Raw genomic sequence first — 20,746 nt, 5'->3', positions numbered from 1 at the left:
GGTATAAACCGCGTCTCGTTGTTTTGTCGGACCTTTCGCCCATGAGCTTCAGCCCCCTGATTCGCCAACTGATCGACGCCCTGCGCATTCTGCCGGGTGTGGGCCAGAAAACTGCCCAGCGCATGGCGCTGCAACTGCTGGAGCGCGACCGCAGCGGCGGCGCCCGGTTGGCCCAGGCTTTGAGCCAGGCCATGGAGGGGGTTGGCCACTGTCGCCAGTGCCGCACCCTCACCGAAGAAGAACTCTGCCCGCAGTGCGCCGACCCACGCCGCGACGACACGTTGCTGTGCGTGGTGGAAGGGCCGATGGATGTGTACGCGGTGGAGCAGACCGGTTATCGCGGGCGTTACTTCGTGCTCAAGGGCCACCTGTCGCCGCTGGACGGCCTGGGGCCGGAAGCCATCGGCATTCCGCAACTGGTGGCACGTATCGAAGAGCAGGGCACCTTTACTGAAGTGATCCTGGCCACTAACCCGACCGTGGAAGGTGAAGCGACCGCGCATTACATTGCCCAGCTGCTGACCAACAAAGGCCTGATCACCTCGCGCATCGCCCATGGCGTGCCGCTGGGTGGCGAGCTGGAACTGGTGGACGGCGGCACCCTGGCGCATTCCTTCGCCGGGCGCAAACCCATCGCCCTCTAACGCGCACACACCGCGATACACCCTGTGGGACTGGCTTGTGTGGGAGCGGGCTTGCTCGCGAAGCGGTGTGTCATTCAACCTGTTAGTGACTGATCCACCGCATTCGCGAGCAAGCCCGCTCCCACACAAAACCGCTCTCACATGGAATTTGTGTGGCAAGTGAGAACTTGATAACCAAGCAAGCGCTTGGTAAGTTCGCTCCACCCTCTGTGTGGAGCTTGCCGATGTCTGCCTATCAGGATTACTTCGACTCCAGCCACCAATTGGTCCGCGACAGCGTGCGCCGTTTTGTCGAGCGCGAGCTGTTGCCGGGCATCGATCAATGGGAGGAGGCCGAAACCTTCCCCCGCGAGCTGTACCTCAAGGCCGGTGCGGCGGGCATCCTCGGCATCGGCTACCCCGAAGCCCTGGGCGGCAGTCATGAGGGCGACCTGTTCGCCAAGGTCGCGGCCAGCGAAGAGTTGATGCGTTGCGGCTCGGGCGGCGTGGTGGCGGGGCTTGGTTCGCTGGATATCGGCCTACCGCCCGTCGTTAAATGGGCGCGGCCCGAGGTGCGTGAGCGCGTTGCACCTTGGGTACTGGCTGGTGAAAAGATTATTGCCCTGGCCGTCACCGAGCCCGGTGGCGGCTCCGATGTGGCCAACCTGCAAACCCGCGCCGTGCGCGATGGCGAGCATTACCGCGTCAGTGGCAGCAAAACCTTTATCACCAGTGGCATTCGTGCTGATTTCTATACGGTGGCCGTGCGTACAGGCGGCCCGGGGTTCGGCGGCATCAGCCTGTTGCTCATCGAAAAGGACACGCCAGGTTTCACCGTCGGCAAACCCCTAAAGAAAATGGGCTGGTGGGCGTCGGACACGGCCGAATTGTTCTTTGACGATTGCCGCGTGCCTGTGGGCAATCTGATCGGCATCGAGAACATGGGGTTTGCCTGCATCATGGGCAACTTCCAGAGCGAGCGCCTGGCCCTGGCCTTGATGGCGAACATGACCGCGCAACTGGCTCTGGAAGAAAGCCTGGCCTGGGCGGCCCAGCGCGAGGCGTTTGGCAAACCCATCGGCAAATTCCAGGTGCTCAAGCATCGCCTGGCGGAGATGGCCACGGCGGTGGAAGTCTCCCGCGAGTTCACCTACCGTCAGGCGGCGAAGATGGCGGCCGGCAAGAGTGTGATCAAGGAAATTTCCATGGCCAAGAACCTGGCCACCGACACCGCCGACCGGGTCACTTATGACGCGGTGCAGATCCTTGGCGGCCAAGGCTACATGCGTGGCAGCCTGGTGGAGCGGCTGTATCGCGACAATCGCATCCTGTCGATTGGTGGGGGGACGCGAGAGGTGATGAATGAAATCATCGCCAAGCAGATGGGACTCTAGTTTTGTAGTGTTTTTCAGGGCCTCTTCGCGAGCAAGCCCGCTCCCACAGTTGACCGAGTACATCCTTTGGAATGAGGTCGAATGTGGGAGCGGGCTTGCTCGCGAAGGGGCAGGTGCAGGCAGCCGAGAAATCAGGGCAACCGTTATTTTTCAGTCAGCCCAAATTGCGTCAGGCAGAAGGTCGGGATGCCCATGTCTTCCAACCGCTGCGACCCACCCAGCTCCGGCAGATCAATGATCGCCGCGGCTTCAAAGATCTTCGCCCCCATGCGTCGCACCAGGTTCGCGGCGGCAATCAAGGTGCCACCGGTGGCGATCAGGTCATCGAACATCAGCACCGAATCGCCCTCGCACAGGCTGTCGGCGTGCACTTCCAGGAAGGCTTCGCCGTACTCGGTCTGGTAACCCTCGGCCAGCACGTCGGCCGGCAGCTTGCCCTGCTTGCGGAACAGGATCAGCGGTTTGTTGAGTTGGTAGGCGATGATCGAGCCGATCAGGAAACCCCGCGCATCCATCGCGCCGATATGGGTGAAGTCGGCTTCGACGTAGCGATGGGCAAAGCTGTCGGCCACCAGGCGCAGGGCGCGGGGCGATTGGAACAGCGGCGTGATATCACGGAAGATCACCCCAGGCTTGGGGAAGTCGATGACGGGGCGGATCAGGGATTTGATGTCGAACGAATCGAAGGTCATCGTCGAAGAGTCCTGGGGCTGTAAACGGACTCGAAGTATACCTGCGGCCCCGCCGATTAGCGCGGCCGCAAGCGTTTGTGTCAGCCTTCCAGCGAACCACCGGCCAGCGCGCACAGCTGGATCGGGTCAAGGATATGCACTTCCTTGCCCTCGGCGGCGATCAGCTCGTTCTGCTGGAAACGGGTGAATACGCGGGACACGGTTTCCACCGCCAGGCCCAGGTAATTGCCGATTTCATTGCGCGACATGCTCAGGCGGAACTGGTTGGCCGAAAAACCCCGGGCGCGGAACCGCGCCGACAGGTTGACCAGGAATGTCGCAATACGCTCGTCGGCAGTTTTCTTCGACAGCAGCAGCATCATTTGTTGGTCGTCGCGAATCTCACGGCTCATCACGCGCATCAACTGGCGGCGCAACTGAGGCAGTTGCAGGGCCAATTCATCCAGGCGCTCGAAGGGGATTTCACACACCGACGTCGTCTCCAGGGCCTGGGCCGACACCGGGTGGATCTCGGTGTCCATCCCCGACAACCCGACCAGCTCGCTGGGCAGGTGGAAACCGGTGATCTGCTCTTCGCCGCTGTCGCTCAGGCTGAATGTCTTCAGCGCGCCTGAACGTACGGCATAGACGGAATCGAACTTGTCGCCCTGACGGAACAGGAACTCACCTTTTTTCAACGGGCGGCCGCGTTTAACGATGTCGTCCAGCGCATCCATGTCTTCCAGATTCAACGAAAGTGGCAGGCAGAGGGGGGCCAGGCTGCAATCCTTGCAATGAGCCTGGCTGTGAGCGCGCAGTTTAACTGGCTCGGACATTTCTTAAATCCTTGTGGGAAAACACACATAAGACGTAAGGGTAACGCACCGGGGGTGGGTGAGGCCAGCGTGTACAAAAAACCGGCAACGGTATAAAGCTTTATGTAACGGCGCCGATACACCGTGTGAATCCCTATGAGCTGGAGCTCAGGTCATGTCGGTACTCCCTTTCAATAACGCTGTCATTACTACCAAGACCCCTCAGGTCTTGACCGCTGCGGATGCGCTCGCGGGCAAAAAAGTCGATGACAAGCCAGCCCCTCCACCCACCCCCGGTGAAGGCGTGAAGGTGGTCATCTCCGGGGCGGGGCTCAAAGCGTCCCAGGCGGGTAGCAACCCCAATAAAGACATCGATGACAGCAGCTTGAAAGACAACATCAAAGAGCTGTTGAAAATGATCCGCGAGCTGAGAAAGCAACTGGCCGAGAAGATGGCCCAGATTTCGGCCGCCATGAATGACACCGCGCTGTCCCCGGAAGCCCGCCAGGCGAAAGTCGCCGGTTTGCAGGGGGACGTGGCCTCGATTCAGGCCGGTTTGATGAACGCCCAGGCGCAACTGGCCAAGGCCCTGAAAGATGAGTCGCCTGAGGCCAACATGGAAGCGATGAGCTTGCTGGCCAAGTAATTCCGGTTTCAGATCACCCGTGAAAATCGCTGCCTGTTCTGGTGCTCCAGGTAGGCATCGAACACCATGCACACTGAACGCACCAACAAACGCCCAGCCGGAAGTACACGAATGCCTTGGGCGTCCAGCTCGATCAGACCGTCAGCGGCCATGGTTTCCAATTGCGGCCAAATGTCGTCGAAATAGCCGCGAAAATCGATGTTGAAGGCTTGCTCGACCCCCTCGAATGCCAGGTTGAAATTGCAGATCAACTGCTGAATCACTTCCCGCCGCAAACGATCGTCCGTGGTGCAGACCAGGCCACGGCTGGTGGCCAGTTGTGCGCCGGCCAGGGCGTTCTGGTAGCCGTTCAGGTCACTGCTGTTCTGGCAGTACAGGTCGCCGATCTGGCTGATCGCCGACACGCCCAGCCCGATCAAATCGCAGTGGCCGTGGGTGGTGTAGCCCTGGAAATTGCGCTGCAAGGTGCCTTCTTCCTGGGCGATGGCCAACTCGTCATCCGGCAGGGCGAAGTGGTCCATGCCGATGTAGCGATAGCCGGCCTGGGTCAACTGCTCGGTGGTGGTTTGCAGCATCAGCAGCTTGGCCGCCGGGGAGGGCAGGTCGTCGGTGTTAATGCGCCGCTGGGGCATGAAGCGTTCCGGCAGGTGCGCGTAGTTGAATACCGACAAGCGATCCGGCTGCAGGCTGATCACTTCCTCCACGGTGCGCGCAAAGTTGATCGGCGTCTGCTTGGGCAGGCCGTAGATCAGGTCGATGTTGATCGAGCGAAATTGCAGGGTGCGTGCCGCGTCGATCACGGCGCGGGTTTCTTCCAGGCTCTGCAGGCGGTTGACCGCGCGTTGCACCTCGGGGTCGAGGTCTTGCAGGCCGATGCTCACGCGGTTGAAGCCCAATTCACGCAGCAGGCCCATGGTGGCCCAATCCGCTTCACGCGGGTCGATCTCAATGCCGTAGTCGCCGGAGTCGTCGTCCAGCAAATTGAAGTGCTGGCGCAGGCAGCCCATGACCTGGCGCAGTTCATCGTGGCTCAGAAAGGTCGGGGTGCCGCCGCCGAAATGCAGCTGCTCAACCCGTTGTTTCGGGTCGAGGTGGCAGGCCACCAGTTGGATCTCCTGCTCCAGGCGTTGCAGGTAGGCCTGGGCGCGACCACGGTCCTTGGTGATGACCTTGTTGCAGGCGCAGTAGTAGCAGATGTTCGCGCAGAACGGCACGTGCACATACAGCGACAACGGCCGTGCGGCCTTGCGGCTGTCGCGCAGGGCGTGCAGCAGGTCGAAGGTACCGACCTGGCTGTCGAATTGCACGGCGGTGGGGTAGGACGTGTAGCGCGGCCCCGCCAAGTCGTAGCGGTGAATCAGGTCTGTGTCCCAACGAATGGCGTCGAGCATGCGGGCGCTCCCCGGAATAGGCTAATGGGCCGAGTCTAGGGGCGCGTGGCAGAGGGCATCTTGATTTGCATCAACGGGGAGCGGCGCTATGCCACAGGGCGATTTAATGGCCCATCAGCCAGTGCTGGTGCGGGCCGGGCAACGTCCAGATACCAAAGAGGATCACGAGCAAGCCGCCGGCCATTCGTACACTGCGCTTGCGCAGCAGCGCCGTGACGCGTTCGGCGGCCAACCCCGTGGCCAATAGCACCGGCCACGTGCCCACTCCAAACGCCAACATCAACAGTCCGCTGTCCAGCGCATTGCCCTGGCTCGCCGCCCACAGCAGGGTGCTGTAGACCAATCCGCAGGGCAGCCAGCCCCATAGCGCGCCCAGCAGCAAGGCGCGGGGCAGGCTCGACACCGGCAGCAAGCGGCTGGCCACTGGCTGGATATGCCGCCACAGGCCGCGCCCGAGGGCTTCGATGCGGGTCAGGCCGCTCCACCAGCCGGCCAGGTACAGGCCCATGCTGATCAGCAGCAACCCGGCCAGTACGCGCATGAACATCGCGGCCGGGCTGTTCGCCACCGCCCAGCCGGCCAGGCCGATCAGCACGCCGGCAGCCGCATAGCTGAGGATGCGCCCCAGGTTGTACGCCAGCAGCAGCCTGAAGCGGCGGCTGCGCTGCTCCTTGGGGATCGCCAGGGTGAGGGCGCCCATCAGCCCGCCGCACATGCCCAGGCAATGGCCGCCGCCAAGCAGGCCGAGGATCAGCGCCGAGACCAGCAGTGGCGCCAACTCAAGCATGGGGTGGATCTTTGGGCGGCTGTTCGGCGCTATTGGCTTCTTCGACGCCGGCCAGGTGGTTCGGGTCCTGGTCGTCGAACAGCACGCTGTGGGCCGGGCCGTCGAGGTCGTCGTACTGGCCGCTGTCCACGGCCCAGAAGAAGATGTAAATGGCGACACCCACTAACAGCAGCGCCGCCGGGATCATCACGTATAGAGCTGGCATCTGCACTCCATGCCCGCGCGGCTCAGGCCGGCAGCGGGCGGGTTTCCAAGGGGACGCTGGCAGCCGGCGCGCTCGGCAGGCGAGTCAGGCGCAAGGCGTTCAACACCACGGTCAACGAACTGAGTGACATGCCGATCGCCGCCCAGATCGGCGTGACCCAGCCCAGGGCTGCAAACGGCAGCATAAGGCCATTGTACAGCCCGGCCCACAGCAGGTTTTCAATTATCACCCGACGGGTGCGCCGCGCCAGGGTAAACGCCTGCACCAGGGCATCGAGCCGGTTGGACAGCAGCACCGCGTCAGCGCTGGTCTTGGCCAGGTCCGTGGCCGACCCCATCGCCACACTGATATCAGCGGCGGCCAGCACTGGTACATCGTTGACGCCATCGCCGAGCATCAGCACCTTGCGGCCTTCGCGGTGCAGCTGTTGCAGCACCTGCAACTTGTCATCCGGGCGCAGGCCGCCACGGGCTTCGTCGATGCCCAGCTCAAGGGCCACGCTGGCGACCATTGGCGAGCTGTCTCCGGACAGCAACAACGTGCGCCAGCCACGCGCCTTGCACGCGGCCAGCAGCGCGGGCGCATCACTGCGCAGGCGGTCATCGAGCACGAACCAGGCGAGGGCGCCAGTGCGATCGCCCAGCAGCAGCCATTGGCCAGCTTCATCGGGTGAATCAGGCAGGGGGCAACCGCTGAGTTCACACACGTAGCCCGGTTGGCCGATGCGCAATAACCGCTCGCCGACGCGTCCTTCCAGACCCAGGCCAGGGGCGCTGAGCACTTCGTCGGCCGCCAGCGGCGCACGGCCAAACGCCCGGGCGATCGGGTGCTCTGAGCGGTTCTCCAGGGCGGCGGCGAGGCTCAGGCAGTCATCGCTGCCCAGCGCGCCCAAGGGGCGGATCGCACGCAGTGCCAGGCGACCTTCGGTGAGGGTGCCGGTCTTGTCGAAAATCACTGTATCGATCTGGTTCAAGCCTTCCAGCACATGGCCACGGGTGAGCAGCAGCCCGAGTGTGTGCAGCGTGCCGGTGGCGGCGGTCAGTGCGGTAGGTGTGGCCAGGGACAACGCGCAAGGGCAGGTTGCCACCAACATGGCCAGCACAATCCAGAAGGCGCGTGATGAGTCCAGCTCCCACCACACCACGCCGATCACGGCCGCCGCGATCAGCGAGCACAGCAGGAACCACTGCGCAGCGCGGTCGGCGATTTGAGCCAGGCGCGGCTTTTCGGCCTGGGCGCGTTCCAGCAGGCGCACGATGGCCGACAAGCGGGTGTCATGGCCCAAGGCGCGCACTTCGACGGTCAGCGCGCCTTCGACATTGAGGGTGCCCGCCGTAACGCTGTCGCCAACGTCTCGGGGCTGAGGCAGGTATTCGCCGGTGAGCAGGGATTCGTCGATGCTCGATTGGCCGTCGACGATCACCCCATCGGCCGGCAGCACGGCGCCGGGGTGCACCAGCACGCGATCACCCAGCGCCAGTTCGCTCAGCAGGATGCGTTCGCTCTGGCCATCGCCCTTCAAGCGCAGGCACGAGGCGGGCAACAGGTTGACCAATTGTGCGGTTGCGGCGGCGGTGCGTTCCCTGGCTCGCCGTTCCAGGTAGCGGCCCGCCAGCAGGAACAGCGCAAACATGCCGACCGCATCGAAATACAGCTCGCCCACCCCGGTGATCGCGGTCCAGATACCCGCCAGGTAAGCGCCGCCGATGGCCAGGGACACCGAGACATCCATGGTCAGGTGGCGGGTGCGCAGGTCGCGCAGGGCGCCTTTGAAAAACGGCGCGCAGCTGTAGAACACGATGGGCGTTGTCAGAAACATCGCCACCCAGCGCAGGATCACGTGCAGTTCCGGGCTCAGATCGATATTGAATTCCGGCCAGGTGGCCATGGTCGCCATCATCGCCTGGAACCACAGCAACCCGGCGACGCCTAGTTGGCGCAAAGCGCGGCGGTTGTCGCTGGCCAGTTGTTCGGCGGCGCGGTCGGCCTGATAGGGGTGGGCGGCGTAACCGATATGGCGCAACTCACTGAGCAATTGGCTTAACGGCAATTGCCCATCGGCCCACTGCACATGCAAGCGATGGTTGGACAGGTTCAGCCGTGCCTCGGCCACGGCGGGCAGGCGGCGCAGGTGTTTTTCGATCAGCCAGCCGCACGCGGCGCAACTGATGCCTTCCATCAGCAGGGTGGTTTCGGCGAGGTCGCCCGTGTGGCGTACGAAGGGTTTTTGCACGTCGGCGCGATCATACAGCGCCAGTTCGTCCACCAGTTGCACCGGCAGTGCGTCGGGGTTGGCCGAGGCTTCGCTGCGGTGCTGGTAATAGCTTTCCAGGCCACCGGCCACAATCGCCTCGGCCACGGCTTGGCAGCCTGGGCAGCAGAGTTCGCGGCGTTCGCCGAGGATGACGGTGGTGAAGCGGCTGCCCGCGGGGACGGGGAGGGCGCAGTGGTAGCAGGGGGTGGTCATGGGTAGAGATCTTAGTCGGCTGGGAGGGCCTCATCGTCGGCAAGCCGGCTCCTACAGGTCGAGCGCGGGCCTTGTAGGAGCCGGCTTGCCGGCGATGCGCGAAGCGCAGGTGTTTATTTTTTGAGGTCTTCAGCACCCTGTAATGGCTCATCCCCCAACAGCAAGTCCTTGTCGTGGCTGACCTGCTCTTCTTCAAACATGCGCCAAGTGCGGTCGCCCTCGACGCCCAGCAGTTCCACGAAGCGGCGGCCTTCGACCTTGTCGGTGACCTGGCCGATGTAGCGGCCGTGTTCGGTGTCGCTGCGGGCCAGGTTGATCTTGCGGTCCTTCTCCGGTTGGGTCGGGGAGATCAGGTTGAGTTCCAGGGTAGCCGGGTTGCTGTTGCCGGTCAGGTGCACGTCGACTTCACCGGTCAGTTCGTCCAGGTGCACCTTGGCGCGCAGTTGCAGGGTCTGGGCCAGCAGCTCGCGGTCCAGGGAGCGGTTGATGCCTTTGCCGGCCTCGTAGTAGTTGTCGTTGACCAGGTTGTCCGGGTTGTTCACCGCAATGGTCACCATGGACAGGGTCAAGGTCACCGAGCAGGCCAGGATCCCGATGATGATCCAGGGCCAGAGGTGCTTGTACCAGGGGCTAGCGGCAGTTGCTACGGACATTGTTCTGCTCTCTATAAGTCAACGAACTTGGGGGCCGATGAATCGGCTCTTGGCTTCAATATGGACGCTGGCGTCATCGGCGTCGGTGAGGATGAACTTGACCTCGTTGGTGCTCGACGGCAATTGCTCCGGCGCACTCGACAGCTCCACCGGCATGCTGACGATATCGCCGGCCGCCACCTTGATTTCACGACGGCCTTGCAGTTTGAGGTCGGGCAGGCCCGTGGCGTCGAGCACGTAGGTGTGGTCGCGTTGGTCCTTGTTCATGATCTTCAGGCTGTAGACGTTCTCGATGCGGCCTTCGGCGTTTTCGCGGTACAGCACGCGGTCCTTGCTCACATCGAAGCCCACCAGCGAGCGCATGAAAAACGCCGCCACCAACAGGCTGATCATCGCCAGCAACACCAGGGCGTAACCGATCAGGCGCGGGCGCAGCTTGTGGGTTTTCTGCCCCGACAGGTTGTGCTCGGTGGTGTAGCTGATCAGGCCGCGCGGGTATTCCATTTTGTCCATGATGTTGTCGCAGGCGTCGATGCAGGCCGCGCAGCCGATGCACTCGATTTGCAGGCCGTCGCGGATGTCGATACCGGTGGGGCAGACCTGCACGCACATCGTGCAGTCGATGCAATCCCCCAGGCCTTGGGCCTTGTAGTCCACGCCTTTTTTGCGCGGGCCACGCAGCTCGCCACGGCGTGGGTCGTAGGAGACGATCAGGGTGTCCTTGTCGAACATCACGCTCTGGAAACGCGCATACGGGCACATGTAGATGCACACCTGTTCGCGCAGCCAGCCGGCATTGCCGTAGGTGGCGAGGGTGAAGAAACCGACCCAGAAATACGACCAGCCATCGGCCTGGCCGGTGAAGAAGTCGAACACCAATTCGCGGATCGGCGAGAAGTAGCCGACGAAGGTCATGCCGGTGACAAAACCGATCAACAACCACAGGGTGTGCTTGCTGAACTTGCGCAGGAATTTATTGGCGCCCATGGGGGCTTTGTCGAGTTTGATGCGTTGATTGCGGTCGCCTTCGGTGACCTTTTCGCACCACATGAAAATCCAGGTCCACACGCTTTGCGGGCAGGTATAGCCGCACCACACGCGCCCTGCGTACACGGTGATAAAGAACAGGCCGAAGGCGGCAACGATCAGAATGCCCGAGAGCAGGATGAAGTCCTGGGGCCAGAAAGTAGCGCCAAAAATGAAGAATTTACGCTCCGGCAGGTTCCACCAAACGGCCTGGTGGCCACCCCAGTTCAGCCACACCGTGCCGAAGTAGAGGAGGAACAACACGGCGCCGCCGAGCATGCGCAGGTTGCGGAACAGGCCGGTGAAGGCACGGGTGTAGATTTTCTCGCGCGAGGCGTAGAGGTCGACGGTCTTGGCAGGGGGGGTAACGTCATGTACCGGTATCTGGTCTCTCATCATTGCATCCCACGGCGGTGGAGATTTGCCTCGGCCAGTACGTGCCGGCCGGGGTCAAATTAGGGGTGTTGCAGTGCCTCGATAATACGCCCTTAAATGTATCAAATGGGCGCGACCTTTGGTCGCATTGGGTGTTGGTGAATGATGGTGTACGTGATCTGGGTCAATTGACAGGTGGGAGGAGAGCACTGTTTGGCGAGAGGCGCACAGGAGAATAGGTGGTTTGCTTTTTCGTAGGGCGGATCTAACTGTCCTGTAAATTTAGTGTTCTATTGCCGAGGCCTGGTGTACGCGGTTTTTGAGTTAAATGATATTTCTCTTTGTTAACTTGATAGGGTTGTTTTGAACTGGAAATATTTCGTTCCGTTTTGACGGGGTTTCAATGAACGTCAATGGAACTCGGTGGGGCTATTTGCAACATATCAGTTGCCATTCCAATTAAGGTGGTAACTGTTTTGAGGTGTCGCAATGAATGTAAATAATGGTTTGATTTTCCCACATTTTGGACGCTCTGGATTTCCTGATTTACTACCGCCAGATCAGGATTTTAAGGTGGTTCACACTCAATACTCCGGTTGGAGTGACTTGCGGATGTCCAAGCAACTGGCGAACGATTTCAAGGTGTTTGAAGATCCGAAAACCCCGGGCTTTGTTACGCTGAACCATCTGGAAAAAATGGTCAAAGATCACAACATTCCGAAAGAATCCAGGGACTTTGCGAAGGAGTTGATGGGGCGTGAAACGCTGTTGGATCAGCTTGATAGTGACAGTAAGAAGTGGTTGGACGGTAAAATTAGTGAGCAAAGCATCCAGGACTCTATAGCCGCTCAAACTCAAGCCCGGCAGGATAAAGAAGCGCCGGCACCGCGTCCACGTTCTCCCTACGACGGCACAGATTTTTTGCCGGCATTCTGAAATAACGTGCTGTTGTAGAAGCTCCTATGAGGCTTCTCCGCCAATGAATATGGCGACTTTGGAGCGACATCGCGACTCAAGACAGAGCAACGTTGCTTCTGAAACCCAACAAGCCCTGTAAGGTGTCACCCTTTAGGGCTTGTTGTTTTTCGGGGGCTATTCCTCAGTTGTTGGGTCACTGTGGGACAAGCTGTAGACATACGCCGCCAGCAAGTGCACTTTGTCATTGCCCTGCAATTGCTCCTGCGCCGGCATCTGGCCCTGGCGGCCATAACGGATGGTCTGCTGCAGTTGGGCGAAGCTGGAACCGTAGATGAATGCACCCGGGTGGGTCAGGTCAGGCGCGCCCATGGCGGGGGTGCCTTTGCCTTGCGGGCCGTGGCAGGCCACGCAGTTGGCGGCGAAGAGTTTCTCGCCGTTGGCTACGTCTGCCTTGGCGCCTTCAGGCAACTTGCGGCCATCGAGGTTGGTCACCACGAACGCGGCGACATCACTGACGCCTTGTTCCTTGAGGATATCCAGCCAGGCCGGCATCACCGCATGGCGGCCCTTCATGATGGTTTCCTTGATGGTGGCCGGCTCCCCACCCCAGCGCCAGTCGGCGTCAGTCAGGTTGGGAAAGCCATAGGCCCCCTTGGCGTCGGAACCGTGGCACACCGAGCAGTTGGAGGCGAACAAACGGCCGCCCATCTTCAAGGCTTGTGGGTCCTTGGCAACGTCTTCGATTGGCATCGCAGCGAACTTGGCGAATATCGGGCCGAACTTGGCGTCCGACTTGGCCATTTCCTTTTCCCATTCGTGCACGCCGGTCCAGCCGGTCTGGCCGTTGGCAAACGGGGTTTGCTTGTCGTTGTCGAGGTAGTTGTAGCCCGGCAACAGGCCTTTCCAGTTGCCCAGGCCCGGGTACAACGCCAGGTAGCCGAGGGCAAAGACGATGGTGGCGACAAACAGCATGAACCACCACTTGGGCAGCGGGTTGTCGTATTCCTCGATGCCATCGAACGAGTGGCCGACGGTTTCGTCCGTTTGTTCGGCGCGCTGCCCCCGACGGGTCGACAGCAGCAGCCAGGTCAGGGCGAAAATGGTACCCAGACTGAGGACTGTGACGTACAGACTCCAGAACGTAGTCATTCTTTGTTACTCCTAGAAGCTTGCTCGACGTGCTTGATGGCTTCGGGATCGTCCGCAAAGGGCAGCAAGGTCGCGTCTTCAAACTCCGACTTGCGCTTGGGGCTGAACACCCACAACGCCAGGCCGACAAAGGCCACCATCACCACAACGGTGCCCAGGCCACGAATCATCCCGATATCCATGAAGATCACCGTTTGCTTTTGATGATGGTGCCCAGGCCTTGCAGGTAGGCCACCAGTGCGTCCATTTCGGTCTTGCCCTTCACGGCGGCGGCTGCACCGGCGATGTCTTCATCGGTGTAGGGCACGCCCAGGGTGCGCAAGACTTCAAGTTTCTTCGCGGTGTCCTTGCCGTCGAGCTTGTTTTCCACGAGGAACGGGTAGGCCGGCATTTTCGACTCAGGTACCACGTTGCGCGGGTTGTACAAGTGCGCACGCTGCCAGTCATCGGAGTAGCGTCCGCCGACACGGGCCAGGTCCGGGCCGGTACGTTTGGAGCCCCACAGGAACGGGTGGTCCCACACGCTTTCACCGGCGACCGAGTAGTGGCCGTAGCGTTCGGTTTCGGCGCGGAACGGACGGATCATCTGTGAGTGGCAACCCACGCAGCCGTTGGCGATGTAGACGTCACGGCCCTCAACCTCAAGGGCGGTACGCGGCTTCATGCCTTCGACCGGCTTGTTGGTCACGTCCTGGAAAAACAGCGGAACGATCTGGGTCAGGCCGCCGATGCTCACGGCGATGACCATGAAGAAGGCCAGCAGGCCGATATTCTTCTCGACTACTTCATGCTTCATCAGTGAGCTCCCACTACGGCGATCTTGGCGGCGGCTTCGGCTTCTACCGGGTCGGCGGCACGCACGGTGCGCCAGACGTTGTAGGCCATCAGGAACATGCCGGAGGCAAAGAATGCACCGCCCAGGGCGCGCACGATGTAACCCGGATGGCTGGCTTGCAGCGCTTCGACGAAGGAGTAGGTGAGGGTGCCGTCATCGTTGATCGCACGCCACATCAGGCCTTGGGTGATGCCGTTGACCCACATCGAGGCGATGTAGAGCACGGTGCCGATGGTGGCCAGCCAGAAGTGCGCGTTGATCAAGCCGACGCTGTGCATCTGTGGGCGACCGAACAGTTTGGGGATCATGTGGTACAGCGCGCCGATGGAGATCATCGCGACCCAACCGAGGGCGCCGGCGTGTACGTGGCCGATGGTCCAGTCGGTGTAGTGGGACAGCGAGTTGACGGTCTTGATCGCCATCATCGGCCCTTCGAAGGTCGACATGCCGTAGAACGCCAGGGACACCACGAGGAAGCGCAGGATCGGGTCGGTGCGCAACTTATGCCAGGCGCCCGACAGAGTCATCATGCCGTTGATCATGCCGCCCCAACTCGGGGCCAGCAGGATGATCGACATCGCCATGCCCAGGGACTGCGCCCAGTCCGGCAGCGCGGTGTAGTGCAAGTGGTGCGGGCCGGCCCAGATGTACAGGGTGATCAGCGCCCAGAAGTGCACGATGGACAGGCGATAGGAGTAGATAGGACGCTCGGCCTGCTTGGGCACGAAGTAGTACATCATCCCCAGGAAGCCGGTGGTGAGGAAGAACCCCACCGCGTTGTGGCCGTACCACCACTGGATCATCGCATCCGTCGCCCCGGCGTAGGCCGAGTAGGATTTGAACAGGCTGACCGGCAGCGAGGCGTGGTTGACGATGTGCAGCATCGCCGTGACCAGGATGAAGGCCCCGTAGAACCAGTTGCCGACGTAGATGTGCTTGGTCTTGCGCTTGACGATGGTGCCGAAGAACACCACGGCATAGGTCACCCACACGATGGCAAGCAAAATGGCGATGGGCCATTCCAGCTCGGCGTATTCCTTGGTGGTGGTGTAGCCCAGCGGCAGGGTGACTACCGCGCCGACGATGACCGCTTGCCAGCCCCAGAAGGTGAAGGCGGCGAGGCCGTCGGAGATCAGTCGCGTCTGGCAGGTTCGCTGCACGACATAGTAGGAGGTGGCAAACAATGCACATCCACCGAAGGCGAAAATCACCAGGTTGGTGTGCAGCGGGCGCAGGCGGCCGAAGGTCGTCCATGGCAAACCGAAATTCAATTCCGGCCAAACCAGTTGCGAGGCGATGAACACCCCGAGCCCCATGCCAAGGATCCCCCAGACCACCGTCATGATGGCGAACTGGCGGACTACCTTATAGTTATAAGCAGTCGGACTGATTGCTGTGCTCATTCTAAGGTTCCACGGTTTAGGTTTTTTTATAGGTAAAATCGGCCGCAAGTATGTAGAAAGCGAGGGGCCTTTGCAACGCAATGGCTGACCTGTATCAATGCGTTCCACGCCAGATTCTGCGCCCTTTCCATGTTTTACGTAGGGACAAAATCCGAAATCGAAAGCTGATCGAGTGGACAGGAATTTTTTCGGGGCGCAACGGCAGTCGTCGCGTACACCAGAACCGGCCCGCTGTGCAGGGAAGCGTAGACCCGAATGGCAGGAGGGGAAAGTTGTGCATTGGAGGGGATGTGACAAAAGGTCGCGAAGTGTCGGTGGGTGAAAGGGCGATTATTCGTCCCAGGGGGTGATCACCGTCACGCCGCTGGATTTGAAGTCACTGACATTGCGTGTGATCACGGTCAGTCCGTGTACCAGTGCGGACCTGCTGGCAGGGCTAGCAAGACAGCGCCCAAAAAGCGTTGGCGAACACCAGACCAGATCTATTTATGTGTGAAAACTCTTCATGGATTGGAACCGTCTAGGTCTTTTTCCCACATAGGAGAAGCAAATAGGCAGTAGGACTTCCAGTTAAGGAGAATTTGATGAGTGTCAACGCAACGTCCAACAACGTTATGCACGCCATGCAGCCGGCGTCGCAACGTTCGGCAAGAACGGACACCGACAAGCCGTTCGCGCGAATGAGTGAGGCGGAATTAGCCAAGCATCTCTACGCTAATTTCGACAGGTTTACTGACCCTGATCAGCCAGGTGTTGTCACGCGTCAATCCCTTGAGCGCATCGCGTATAGCTCCACGCAGTCTGGTGTCAGCACCGAAGACTCGCAGTTTGCACGTGCGCTGCTGGAAAGCCATGGCCTCATGGGCAAGCTCGACAGCTATGGCAAGTTCAGACACGACGGGAAAATTGAACGGGAAAGTGTCCTTAACGTTGCCTCCCCTGAGCACCAGCGGTTCAGTAACATGAACGATAAGGACATGGCGGCCTACTTGATCGCTCATTTCGATACGTTCAAGGAGCGCCCGGACACGTTTAACGCGTCCGGGTCAGATCTGGGGGTGACTATTTGGTCACTTGAAGATGTAGCCCGTTCGCAGGCGTCGTCTCCTGAGGCGAAGATGTTTGCGCGTGAGTTGCTGGATCGCCCCGAGCTGATGAATCGGCTGGGATTGAAGGATCGGGGCAGCCGAGTGACCCAGCAATCTCTCGTGATCTCTCAGTCCATTGGCCCGTAAGTGCAAGAAGCAATGCTTGCCGGTGTGATTGAAGCCACTGCGTCCTGATAAAAAAGCCCCGCTAGTATGCACCGTGCGGGGCTTTATGGTGGGCGAGGGCTGGTTACTCCTGCGTCTTCGGGTCCCCATGGGACAGGCTGTAAACATAAGCCGCCAACAAGTGCACTTTGTCATTGCCCTGCAGCGCTTCCTGCGCCGGCATCTGGCCTTGGCGGCCGTGGCGGATGGTCTGCTGCAACTGCGCCAGGCTGGTGCCGTAGATATAGCCGGCCGGCTTGGTCAGGTCCGGGGCGCCCATGGCTTCCATGCCATGGCCTTCCGGCCCGTGACACGCCACACACGTGGTATTGAATGCGGTTTTACCCGCGCCCAGATCGGCCGAGTTGTCGGCCGGCAGCGGCAGCTTGGCCAGGTCGTGGCGCACATAGGCGGCGACGTTCTTCACACCCTCGTCGCCAAGCATGTCACCCCAGGCCGGCATCGCCGCGTGGCGGCCGTTCAGGATGGTGGCCTTGATCGCCTCGGCCGAACCGCCCCAGCGCCAGATGTCGTCCGCCAGGTTCGGGAAGCCAAACGCGCCCTTGGCATCCGAGCCGTGGCACACCGCGCAGTTGGAGGCGAACAGGCGACCGCCCATCTTCAGCGCTTGCGGGTCCTTGGCCACTTCTTCCACGGGCATGGCCGAGAATTTGGCGAAGATCGGCCCGAACTTGGCGTCGGCCTTGGCCATTTCCTTGTCCCATTCCTTGGTCTGCGTCCAGCCGTCTTCATAGCCCGGCAGCACGCCTTTCCAGTTGCCCAGGCCCGGGTAGAGGATCAGGTAGCCGACTGCAAACACCAGGGTGCCGGCGAACAGCATGAACCACCACTGGGGCAGCGGGTTGTCGTATTCCTCGATACCGTCGAAGGCGTGGCCCATGGTCTGGTCCACGCTGCCCTTGGTCTCGCCCTTGCGGGTGCCCACCAAGAGCCAGGTCAGGCCGATCAGGCTGCCGAGGGTCAGTACGCAGATCCATGTACTCCAGAATAGGGTCATGGCCGATTGCTCCTTGTTGCAGGCTCTTCTTGAGCGTCGGATGGGGACGGTTCATCGGCGAACGGCAGCAGGCGTGCCTGCTCGAATTCCGCATTGCGCCGGTTGTTGAACACCCACAGCGACAGGCCGATAAAGGCGATGGCGACCACCAGCGTGCCGAGGCCGCGGATGGTGCCTGCATCGAATTCAAATCCCATGGCTCACCTCTTGCTCTTGATGGCAGTGCCGAGCACTTGCAGGTAAGAAACCAGTGCGTCCATCTCGGTCTTGCCCTTGAGGCTGGCCACGGCGCCACTGATATCGTCGTCGGTGTACGGCACGCCGAGGGTGCGCATCACGTTCAACTTGGTCTCGGTGTGGCTGCTGTCGACTGGGGCGGTCACCAGCCACGGGTAGGCCGGCATCTTCGACTCGGGCACCACGTTGCGCGGGTTGTACAAGTGGGCGCGGTGCCAGTCGTCCGAGTAGCGCGCGCCGACGCGGGCCAGGTCCGGGCCGGTGCGTTTGGAACCCCACAGGAACGGGTGGTCCCACACGCTTTCGCCCGCCACCGAGTAGTGGCCGTAGCGCTCGGTCTCGGCGCGGAACGGGCGGATCATCTGCGAGTGGCACTGCACGCAACCTTCGCGGATGTAGATGTCGCGGCCTTCCAGTTGCAGCGCGGTGTAAGGCTTCATGCCCTCGACCGGCTTATTGGTCACGTCCTGGAAGAACAGCGGGACGATCTGGGTCAGGCCGCCGATGCTCACGGCGAGCACCATCAGCAGCATGAGCAGGCCGACGTTCTTTTCAATCGTTTCGTGTTTCATCACAGACTCCTCAGGCCATCTGCGCTGCAGTGGTGACTTCGGCCGGTTGCGCCGAACGCACGGTGCGCCACGTGTTGTAAGCCATCAGGAACATGCCGCTGAGGAAGATGGCACCGCCCACCAGCCGCACGATGAAGCCTGGGTGGCTGGCCACCAGGGTTTCGACGAAGGAGTAGGTCAAGGTGCCGTCTTCGTTGACCGCACGCCACATCAGGCCCTGGGCGATGCCGTTGACCCACATCGAGGCGATGTAGAGCACGGTGCCGATGGTGGCCAGCCAGAAGTGCGCGTTGATCAGGCCGAGGCTGTACATCTGCTCGCGCCCGAAGACTTTGGGGATCATGTGGTACAACGCGCCGATGGAGATCATTGCTACCCAACCGAGGGCGCCGGCGTGTACGTGGCCAATGGTCCAGTCGGTGTAGTGGGAGAGGGCGTTGACGGTCTTGATCGCCATCATCGGGCCTTCGAAGGTCGACATGCCGTAGAAGGCCAGGGACACCACGAGGAAGCGCAGGATCGGGTCGCTGCGCAACTTATGCCAGGCGCCCGACAGGGTCATCATGCCGTTGATCATGCCGCCCCAGCTCGGTGCCAGCAGCACCAGCGACATCACCATGCCCAGGGACTGCGCCCAGTCCGGCAGCGCGGTGTAGTGCAGGTGGTGTGGGCCGGCCCAGATGTACAGGGTGATCAGCGCCCAGAAGTGCACGATGGACAAGCGATAGGAATACACCGGGCGTTCGGCCTGTTTCGGCACAAAGTAGTACATCATCCCTAGGAAGCCGGCGGTGAGGAAAAAGCCTACCGCGTTGTGCCCGTACCACCACTGCACCATGGCATCCGTCGCACCGCCGTAGAGGGAGTAGGACTTGGTCAGGCTGACCGGGATTTCCAGGTTGTTGACGATATGCAGGATGGCCACGGTGATGATGAACGCACCGAAGAACCAGTTGCCGACGTAGATGTGCTTGGTGGTGCGCTTCATCACCGTGCCGAAGAACACAATGGCGTAGGCCACCCAGACGATGGTGATCAGGATGTCGATCGGCCATTCCAGCTCGGCGTATTCCTTGGAGCTGGTGTAGCCCAGTGGCAAGGTGATTGCGGCCAAGAGAATGACAAGTTGCCAGCCCCAGAAGCAGAACGCGGCGATTTTCGGCGCGAACAGCTGCGTCTGGCAGGTGCGTTGCACCGAGTAGAAGGAGCTGGCGAACAGCGCGCAGCCGCCGAAGGCGAAGATCACCGCATTGGTGTGCAGCGGGCGCAGGCGGCCGAAGCTGGTCCACGGCAAATCGAAGTTGAGTGCAGGCCAGACCAATTGGGCGGCGAGAAAAACCCCGAGCCCCATGCCGACGATGCCCCACACCACCGTCATAATGGCGAATTGGCGGACCACCTTGTAGTTATAGGCGGTACTTAAAGTAGTGTTCATGGTTCCCCATCCACGGTTCAACCCAAGCAGATGCGGCACTTGGGCTGGAGTTATAGGCAGACTAAAAAGCGAGGCAAGCATGGGAGAAGAGCACAAGGCCAGTATTGACGGGGATCAATGGGCGCAGTGTGTGCGGGAACATGGGTGGTTGTGGGATGTCGCCTCGCCCGCTGCGGGACGCGAGCCTGTGACGCTGATCCTGGCCCACGGCGCCGGCGCGCCGATGGACTCAGCTTTCATGAACGACATGGCTGCACGCCTTGCCGGGCATGGCGTCAACGTGGTGCGCTTCGAGTTTCCGTACATGGCCCAGCGCCGTGTGGACGGCGGCAAGCGCCCGCCGAATCCGGCGCCGAAACTGCTGGAAGCCTGGCGCGAGGTGTATGCGCAGGTGCGACGTCATGTCGCTGGGAAACTGGCGATTGGCGGCAAGTCCATGGGCGGGCGCATGGCCAGTTTGTTGGCGGATGAGCTGGGTGCCGATGGGCTGGTGTGCCTGGGGTATCCGTTCTATGCGGTGGGCAAGCCGGAAAAACCACGGGTCGAGCATCTGGAGGGGTTGAAGACGCCGACCTTGATTGTGCAGGGCGAGCGGGATGCGTTGGGGGATCGGGCGGCGGTGGAAGGGTATGCGCTGTCGCCGAGCATCGAAGTGATGTGGCTGGTGGCGGGCGATCATGACTTGAAGCCGTTGAAGGCGTCGGGGTTCAGTCATGAGCAGCATCTGGAGGCTGCGGCGGTGAAAGTGGCTGGGTTTCTTATGAGCACTGAGTAAAACCTGTGGCGAGGGAGCTTGCTCCCGCTGGAGTGCGAAGCGCTCCCAAGATTTTGGGGCCGCTGCGCAGCCCAGCGGGAGCAAGCTCCCTCGCCACG

General features: G+C 61.2%; 22 protein-coding genes and 1 pseudogene. 6 read left to right on the top strand and 17 right to left on the bottom strand.

Translation table 11 applies throughout. The features are described 5' to 3' along the window. The first annotated feature begins 41 nt into the window (after positions 1 to 41). Together recR and ACVWVP_RS15930 are read left to right on the top strand one after the other, a co-directional pair. Entirely contained in the window at positions 42 to 644 is a 603-nt protein-coding gene (gene recR, locus ACVWVP_RS15935) for a recombination mediator RecR (RefSeq protein ID WP_176996300.1), read from the top strand. Between the two features lie 224 nt (positions 645 to 868). Continuing rightward, on the top strand, positions 869 to 2,017 hold the full coding sequence (locus ACVWVP_RS15930; RefSeq protein WP_259172978.1) for an acyl-CoA dehydrogenase family protein: 1,149 nt from the start codon (positions 869 to 871) through the stop codon (positions 2,015 to 2,017). A 143-nt stretch (positions 2,018 to 2,160) separates the two neighbouring features. Here the strand turns inward: ACVWVP_RS15930 and ACVWVP_RS15925 are convergent, their stop codons facing one another. Together ACVWVP_RS15925 and fnr are read right to left on the bottom strand one after the other, a co-directional pair. Continuing rightward, positions 2,161 to 2,709 carry an adenine phosphoribosyltransferase gene (locus ACVWVP_RS15925; RefSeq protein WP_016973177.1) on the bottom strand — a complete coding sequence of 183 codons (549 nt, stop codon included), beginning with the start codon at positions 2,707 to 2,709 and terminating at the stop codon, positions 2,161 to 2,163. Between the two features lie 80 nt (positions 2,710 to 2,789). Continuing rightward, on the bottom strand, positions 2,790 to 3,524 hold the full coding sequence (fnr, locus tag ACVWVP_RS15920) for a fumarate/nitrate reduction transcriptional regulator Fnr (RefSeq protein WP_016979302.1): 735 nt from the start codon (positions 3,522 to 3,524) through the stop codon (positions 2,790 to 2,792). Between the two features lie 154 nt (positions 3,525 to 3,678). Here fnr and ACVWVP_RS15915 point away from each other — a divergent pair, with 154 nt between their 5' ends. After that, positions 3,679 to 4,149 carry a hypothetical protein gene (locus ACVWVP_RS15915; protein WP_178926011.1) on the top strand — a complete coding sequence of 157 codons (471 nt, stop codon included), beginning with the start codon at positions 3,679 to 3,681 and terminating at the stop codon, positions 4,147 to 4,149. An 8-nt stretch (positions 4,150 to 4,157) separates the two neighbouring features. On the opposite strand, the gene hemN is transcribed toward ACVWVP_RS15915, so the two are convergent. From hemN to ccoG, 6 genes are all read right to left on the bottom strand, one after another. Next, positions 4,158 to 5,540 (bottom strand): oxygen-independent coproporphyrinogen III oxidase, encoded by a 1,383-nt coding sequence (hemN, locus tag ACVWVP_RS15910; RefSeq protein ID WP_457407077.1) that lies wholly within the window; start codon positions 5,538 to 5,540, stop codon positions 4,158 to 4,160. Between the two features lie 103 nt (positions 5,541 to 5,643). Further along, the gene (locus ACVWVP_RS15905) at positions 5,644 to 6,327 is read right to left on the bottom strand and encodes a sulfite exporter TauE/SafE family protein (RefSeq protein WP_176996296.1); all 684 of its coding nucleotides are present in this window, start codon (positions 6,325 to 6,327) and stop codon (positions 5,644 to 5,646) included. Further along, positions 6,320 to 6,532 carry a cbb3-type cytochrome oxidase assembly protein CcoS gene (ccoS, locus tag ACVWVP_RS15900; RefSeq protein ID WP_178926013.1) on the bottom strand — a complete coding sequence of 71 codons (213 nt, stop codon included), beginning with the start codon at positions 6,530 to 6,532 and terminating at the stop codon, positions 6,320 to 6,322. Before ccoS ends, ACVWVP_RS15905 begins: the two co-directional genes overlap by 8 nt. Before the next feature lie 22 nt (positions 6,533 to 6,554). After that, complete coding sequence (locus ACVWVP_RS15895) at positions 6,555 to 8,999, bottom strand: heavy metal translocating P-type ATPase (RefSeq protein WP_457407073.1); 2,445 nt, start codon at positions 8,997 to 8,999, stop codon at positions 6,555 to 6,557. A gap of 113 nt (positions 9,000 to 9,112) precedes the next feature. Then, positions 9,113 to 9,652 (bottom strand): FixH family protein, encoded by a 540-nt coding sequence (locus ACVWVP_RS15890; protein ID WP_178925586.1) that lies wholly within the window; start codon positions 9,650 to 9,652, stop codon positions 9,113 to 9,115. 18 nt (positions 9,653 to 9,670) lie between these two features. After that, positions 9,671 to 11,074: a cytochrome c oxidase accessory protein CcoG gene (gene ccoG / locus ACVWVP_RS15885; protein ID WP_178925585.1), complete on the bottom strand. Its 1,404-nt coding sequence runs from the start codon at positions 11,072 to 11,074 to the stop codon at positions 9,671 to 9,673. Positions 11,075 to 11,542: 468 nt separating this feature from the next. Between ccoG and ACVWVP_RS15880 the strand changes: the two genes are divergently transcribed. Continuing rightward, the gene (locus ACVWVP_RS15880) at positions 11,543 to 11,989 is read left to right on the top strand and encodes a hypothetical protein (protein ID WP_259172974.1); all 447 of its coding nucleotides are present in this window, start codon (positions 11,543 to 11,545) and stop codon (positions 11,987 to 11,989) included. Between the two features lie 156 nt (positions 11,990 to 12,145). On the opposite strand, the gene ccoP (ACVWVP_RS15875) is transcribed toward ACVWVP_RS15880, so the two are convergent. The 5 genes and pseudogenes from ccoP (ACVWVP_RS15875) to ACVWVP_RS15855 form a co-directional block, all read right to left on the bottom strand. Continuing rightward, positions 12,146 to 13,120: a cytochrome-c oxidase, cbb3-type subunit III gene (ccoP, locus tag ACVWVP_RS15875; protein ID WP_457407070.1), complete on the bottom strand. Its 975-nt coding sequence runs from the start codon at positions 13,118 to 13,120 to the stop codon at positions 12,146 to 12,148. Further along, a complete protein-coding gene (locus ACVWVP_RS15870; protein WP_032831505.1) occupies positions 13,117 to 13,302 on the bottom strand; it encodes a CcoQ/FixQ family Cbb3-type cytochrome c oxidase assembly chaperone in 186 nt (61 codons plus the stop codon). Before ACVWVP_RS15870 ends, ccoP (ACVWVP_RS15875) begins: the two co-directional genes overlap by 4 nt. A 5-nt stretch (positions 13,303 to 13,307) precedes the next feature. Continuing rightward, positions 13,308 to 13,916: a cytochrome-c oxidase, cbb3-type subunit II gene (gene ccoO, locus ACVWVP_RS15865; RefSeq protein ID WP_056861521.1), complete on the bottom strand. Its 609-nt coding sequence runs from the start codon at positions 13,914 to 13,916 to the stop codon at positions 13,308 to 13,310. Further along, positions 13,916 to 15,358 carry a cytochrome-c oxidase, cbb3-type subunit I gene (gene ccoN / locus ACVWVP_RS15860; protein WP_176996290.1) on the bottom strand — a complete coding sequence of 481 codons (1,443 nt, stop codon included), beginning with the start codon at positions 15,356 to 15,358 and terminating at the stop codon, positions 13,916 to 13,918. Before ccoN (ACVWVP_RS15860) ends, ccoO (ACVWVP_RS15865) begins: the two co-directional genes overlap by 1 nt. A gap of 330 nt (positions 15,359 to 15,688) precedes the next feature. After that, positions 15,689 to 15,781, bottom strand: a pseudogene (locus tag ACVWVP_RS15855) (VapC toxin family PIN domain ribonuclease); the annotation flags it as partial. A gap of 161 nt (positions 15,782 to 15,942) precedes the next feature. Here ACVWVP_RS15855 and ACVWVP_RS15850 point away from each other — a divergent pair. After that, a complete protein-coding gene (locus tag ACVWVP_RS15850; RefSeq protein WP_178925582.1) occupies positions 15,943 to 16,593 on the top strand; it encodes a hypothetical protein in 651 nt (216 codons plus the stop codon). A gap of 103 nt (positions 16,594 to 16,696) precedes the next feature. Here the strand turns inward: ACVWVP_RS15850 and ccoP (ACVWVP_RS15845) are convergent, their stop codons facing one another. Genes ccoP (ACVWVP_RS15845) through ccoN (ACVWVP_RS15830) form a run of 4 tightly spaced genes read right to left on the bottom strand, consistent with a single transcriptional unit; the run spans position 16,697 to position 19,873 of the window. Then, positions 16,697 to 17,629, bottom strand: a complete 933-nt coding sequence (gene ccoP / locus ACVWVP_RS15845) for a cytochrome-c oxidase, cbb3-type subunit III (protein ID WP_178925581.1) — start codon at positions 17,627 to 17,629, stop codon at positions 16,697 to 16,699. Beyond that, positions 17,626 to 17,826: a cbb3-type cytochrome oxidase subunit 3 gene (locus tag ACVWVP_RS15840; protein ID WP_105523034.1), complete on the bottom strand. Its 201-nt coding sequence runs from the start codon at positions 17,824 to 17,826 to the stop codon at positions 17,626 to 17,628. The genes ccoP (ACVWVP_RS15845) and ACVWVP_RS15840 overlap by 4 nt, the downstream gene beginning before the upstream one ends. 3 nt (positions 17,827 to 17,829) lie before the next feature. Beyond that, positions 17,830 to 18,438: a cytochrome-c oxidase, cbb3-type subunit II gene (ccoO, locus tag ACVWVP_RS15835; protein ID WP_178925580.1), complete on the bottom strand. Its 609-nt coding sequence runs from the start codon at positions 18,436 to 18,438 to the stop codon at positions 17,830 to 17,832. 10 nt (positions 18,439 to 18,448) lie between these two features. Further along, positions 18,449 to 19,873 carry a cytochrome-c oxidase, cbb3-type subunit I gene (gene ccoN / locus ACVWVP_RS15830; RefSeq protein WP_259172970.1) on the bottom strand — a complete coding sequence of 475 codons (1,425 nt, stop codon included), beginning with the start codon at positions 19,871 to 19,873 and terminating at the stop codon, positions 18,449 to 18,451. A 79-nt stretch (positions 19,874 to 19,952) separates the two neighbouring features. On the opposite strand from ccoN (ACVWVP_RS15830), the gene ACVWVP_RS15825 reads away from it, so the two are divergent. Further along, a complete protein-coding gene (locus ACVWVP_RS15825) occupies positions 19,953 to 20,648 on the top strand; it encodes an alpha/beta family hydrolase (RefSeq protein ID WP_457407063.1) in 696 nt (231 codons plus the stop codon). Positions 20,649 to 20,746 lie beyond the last annotated feature (98 nt).

The organism is Pseudomonas sp. TE24901, from assembly GCF_054058375.1.
Note: the sequence above shows the minus strand (reverse complement) of the source record. Positions and strands in the feature narration are given on the sequence as shown.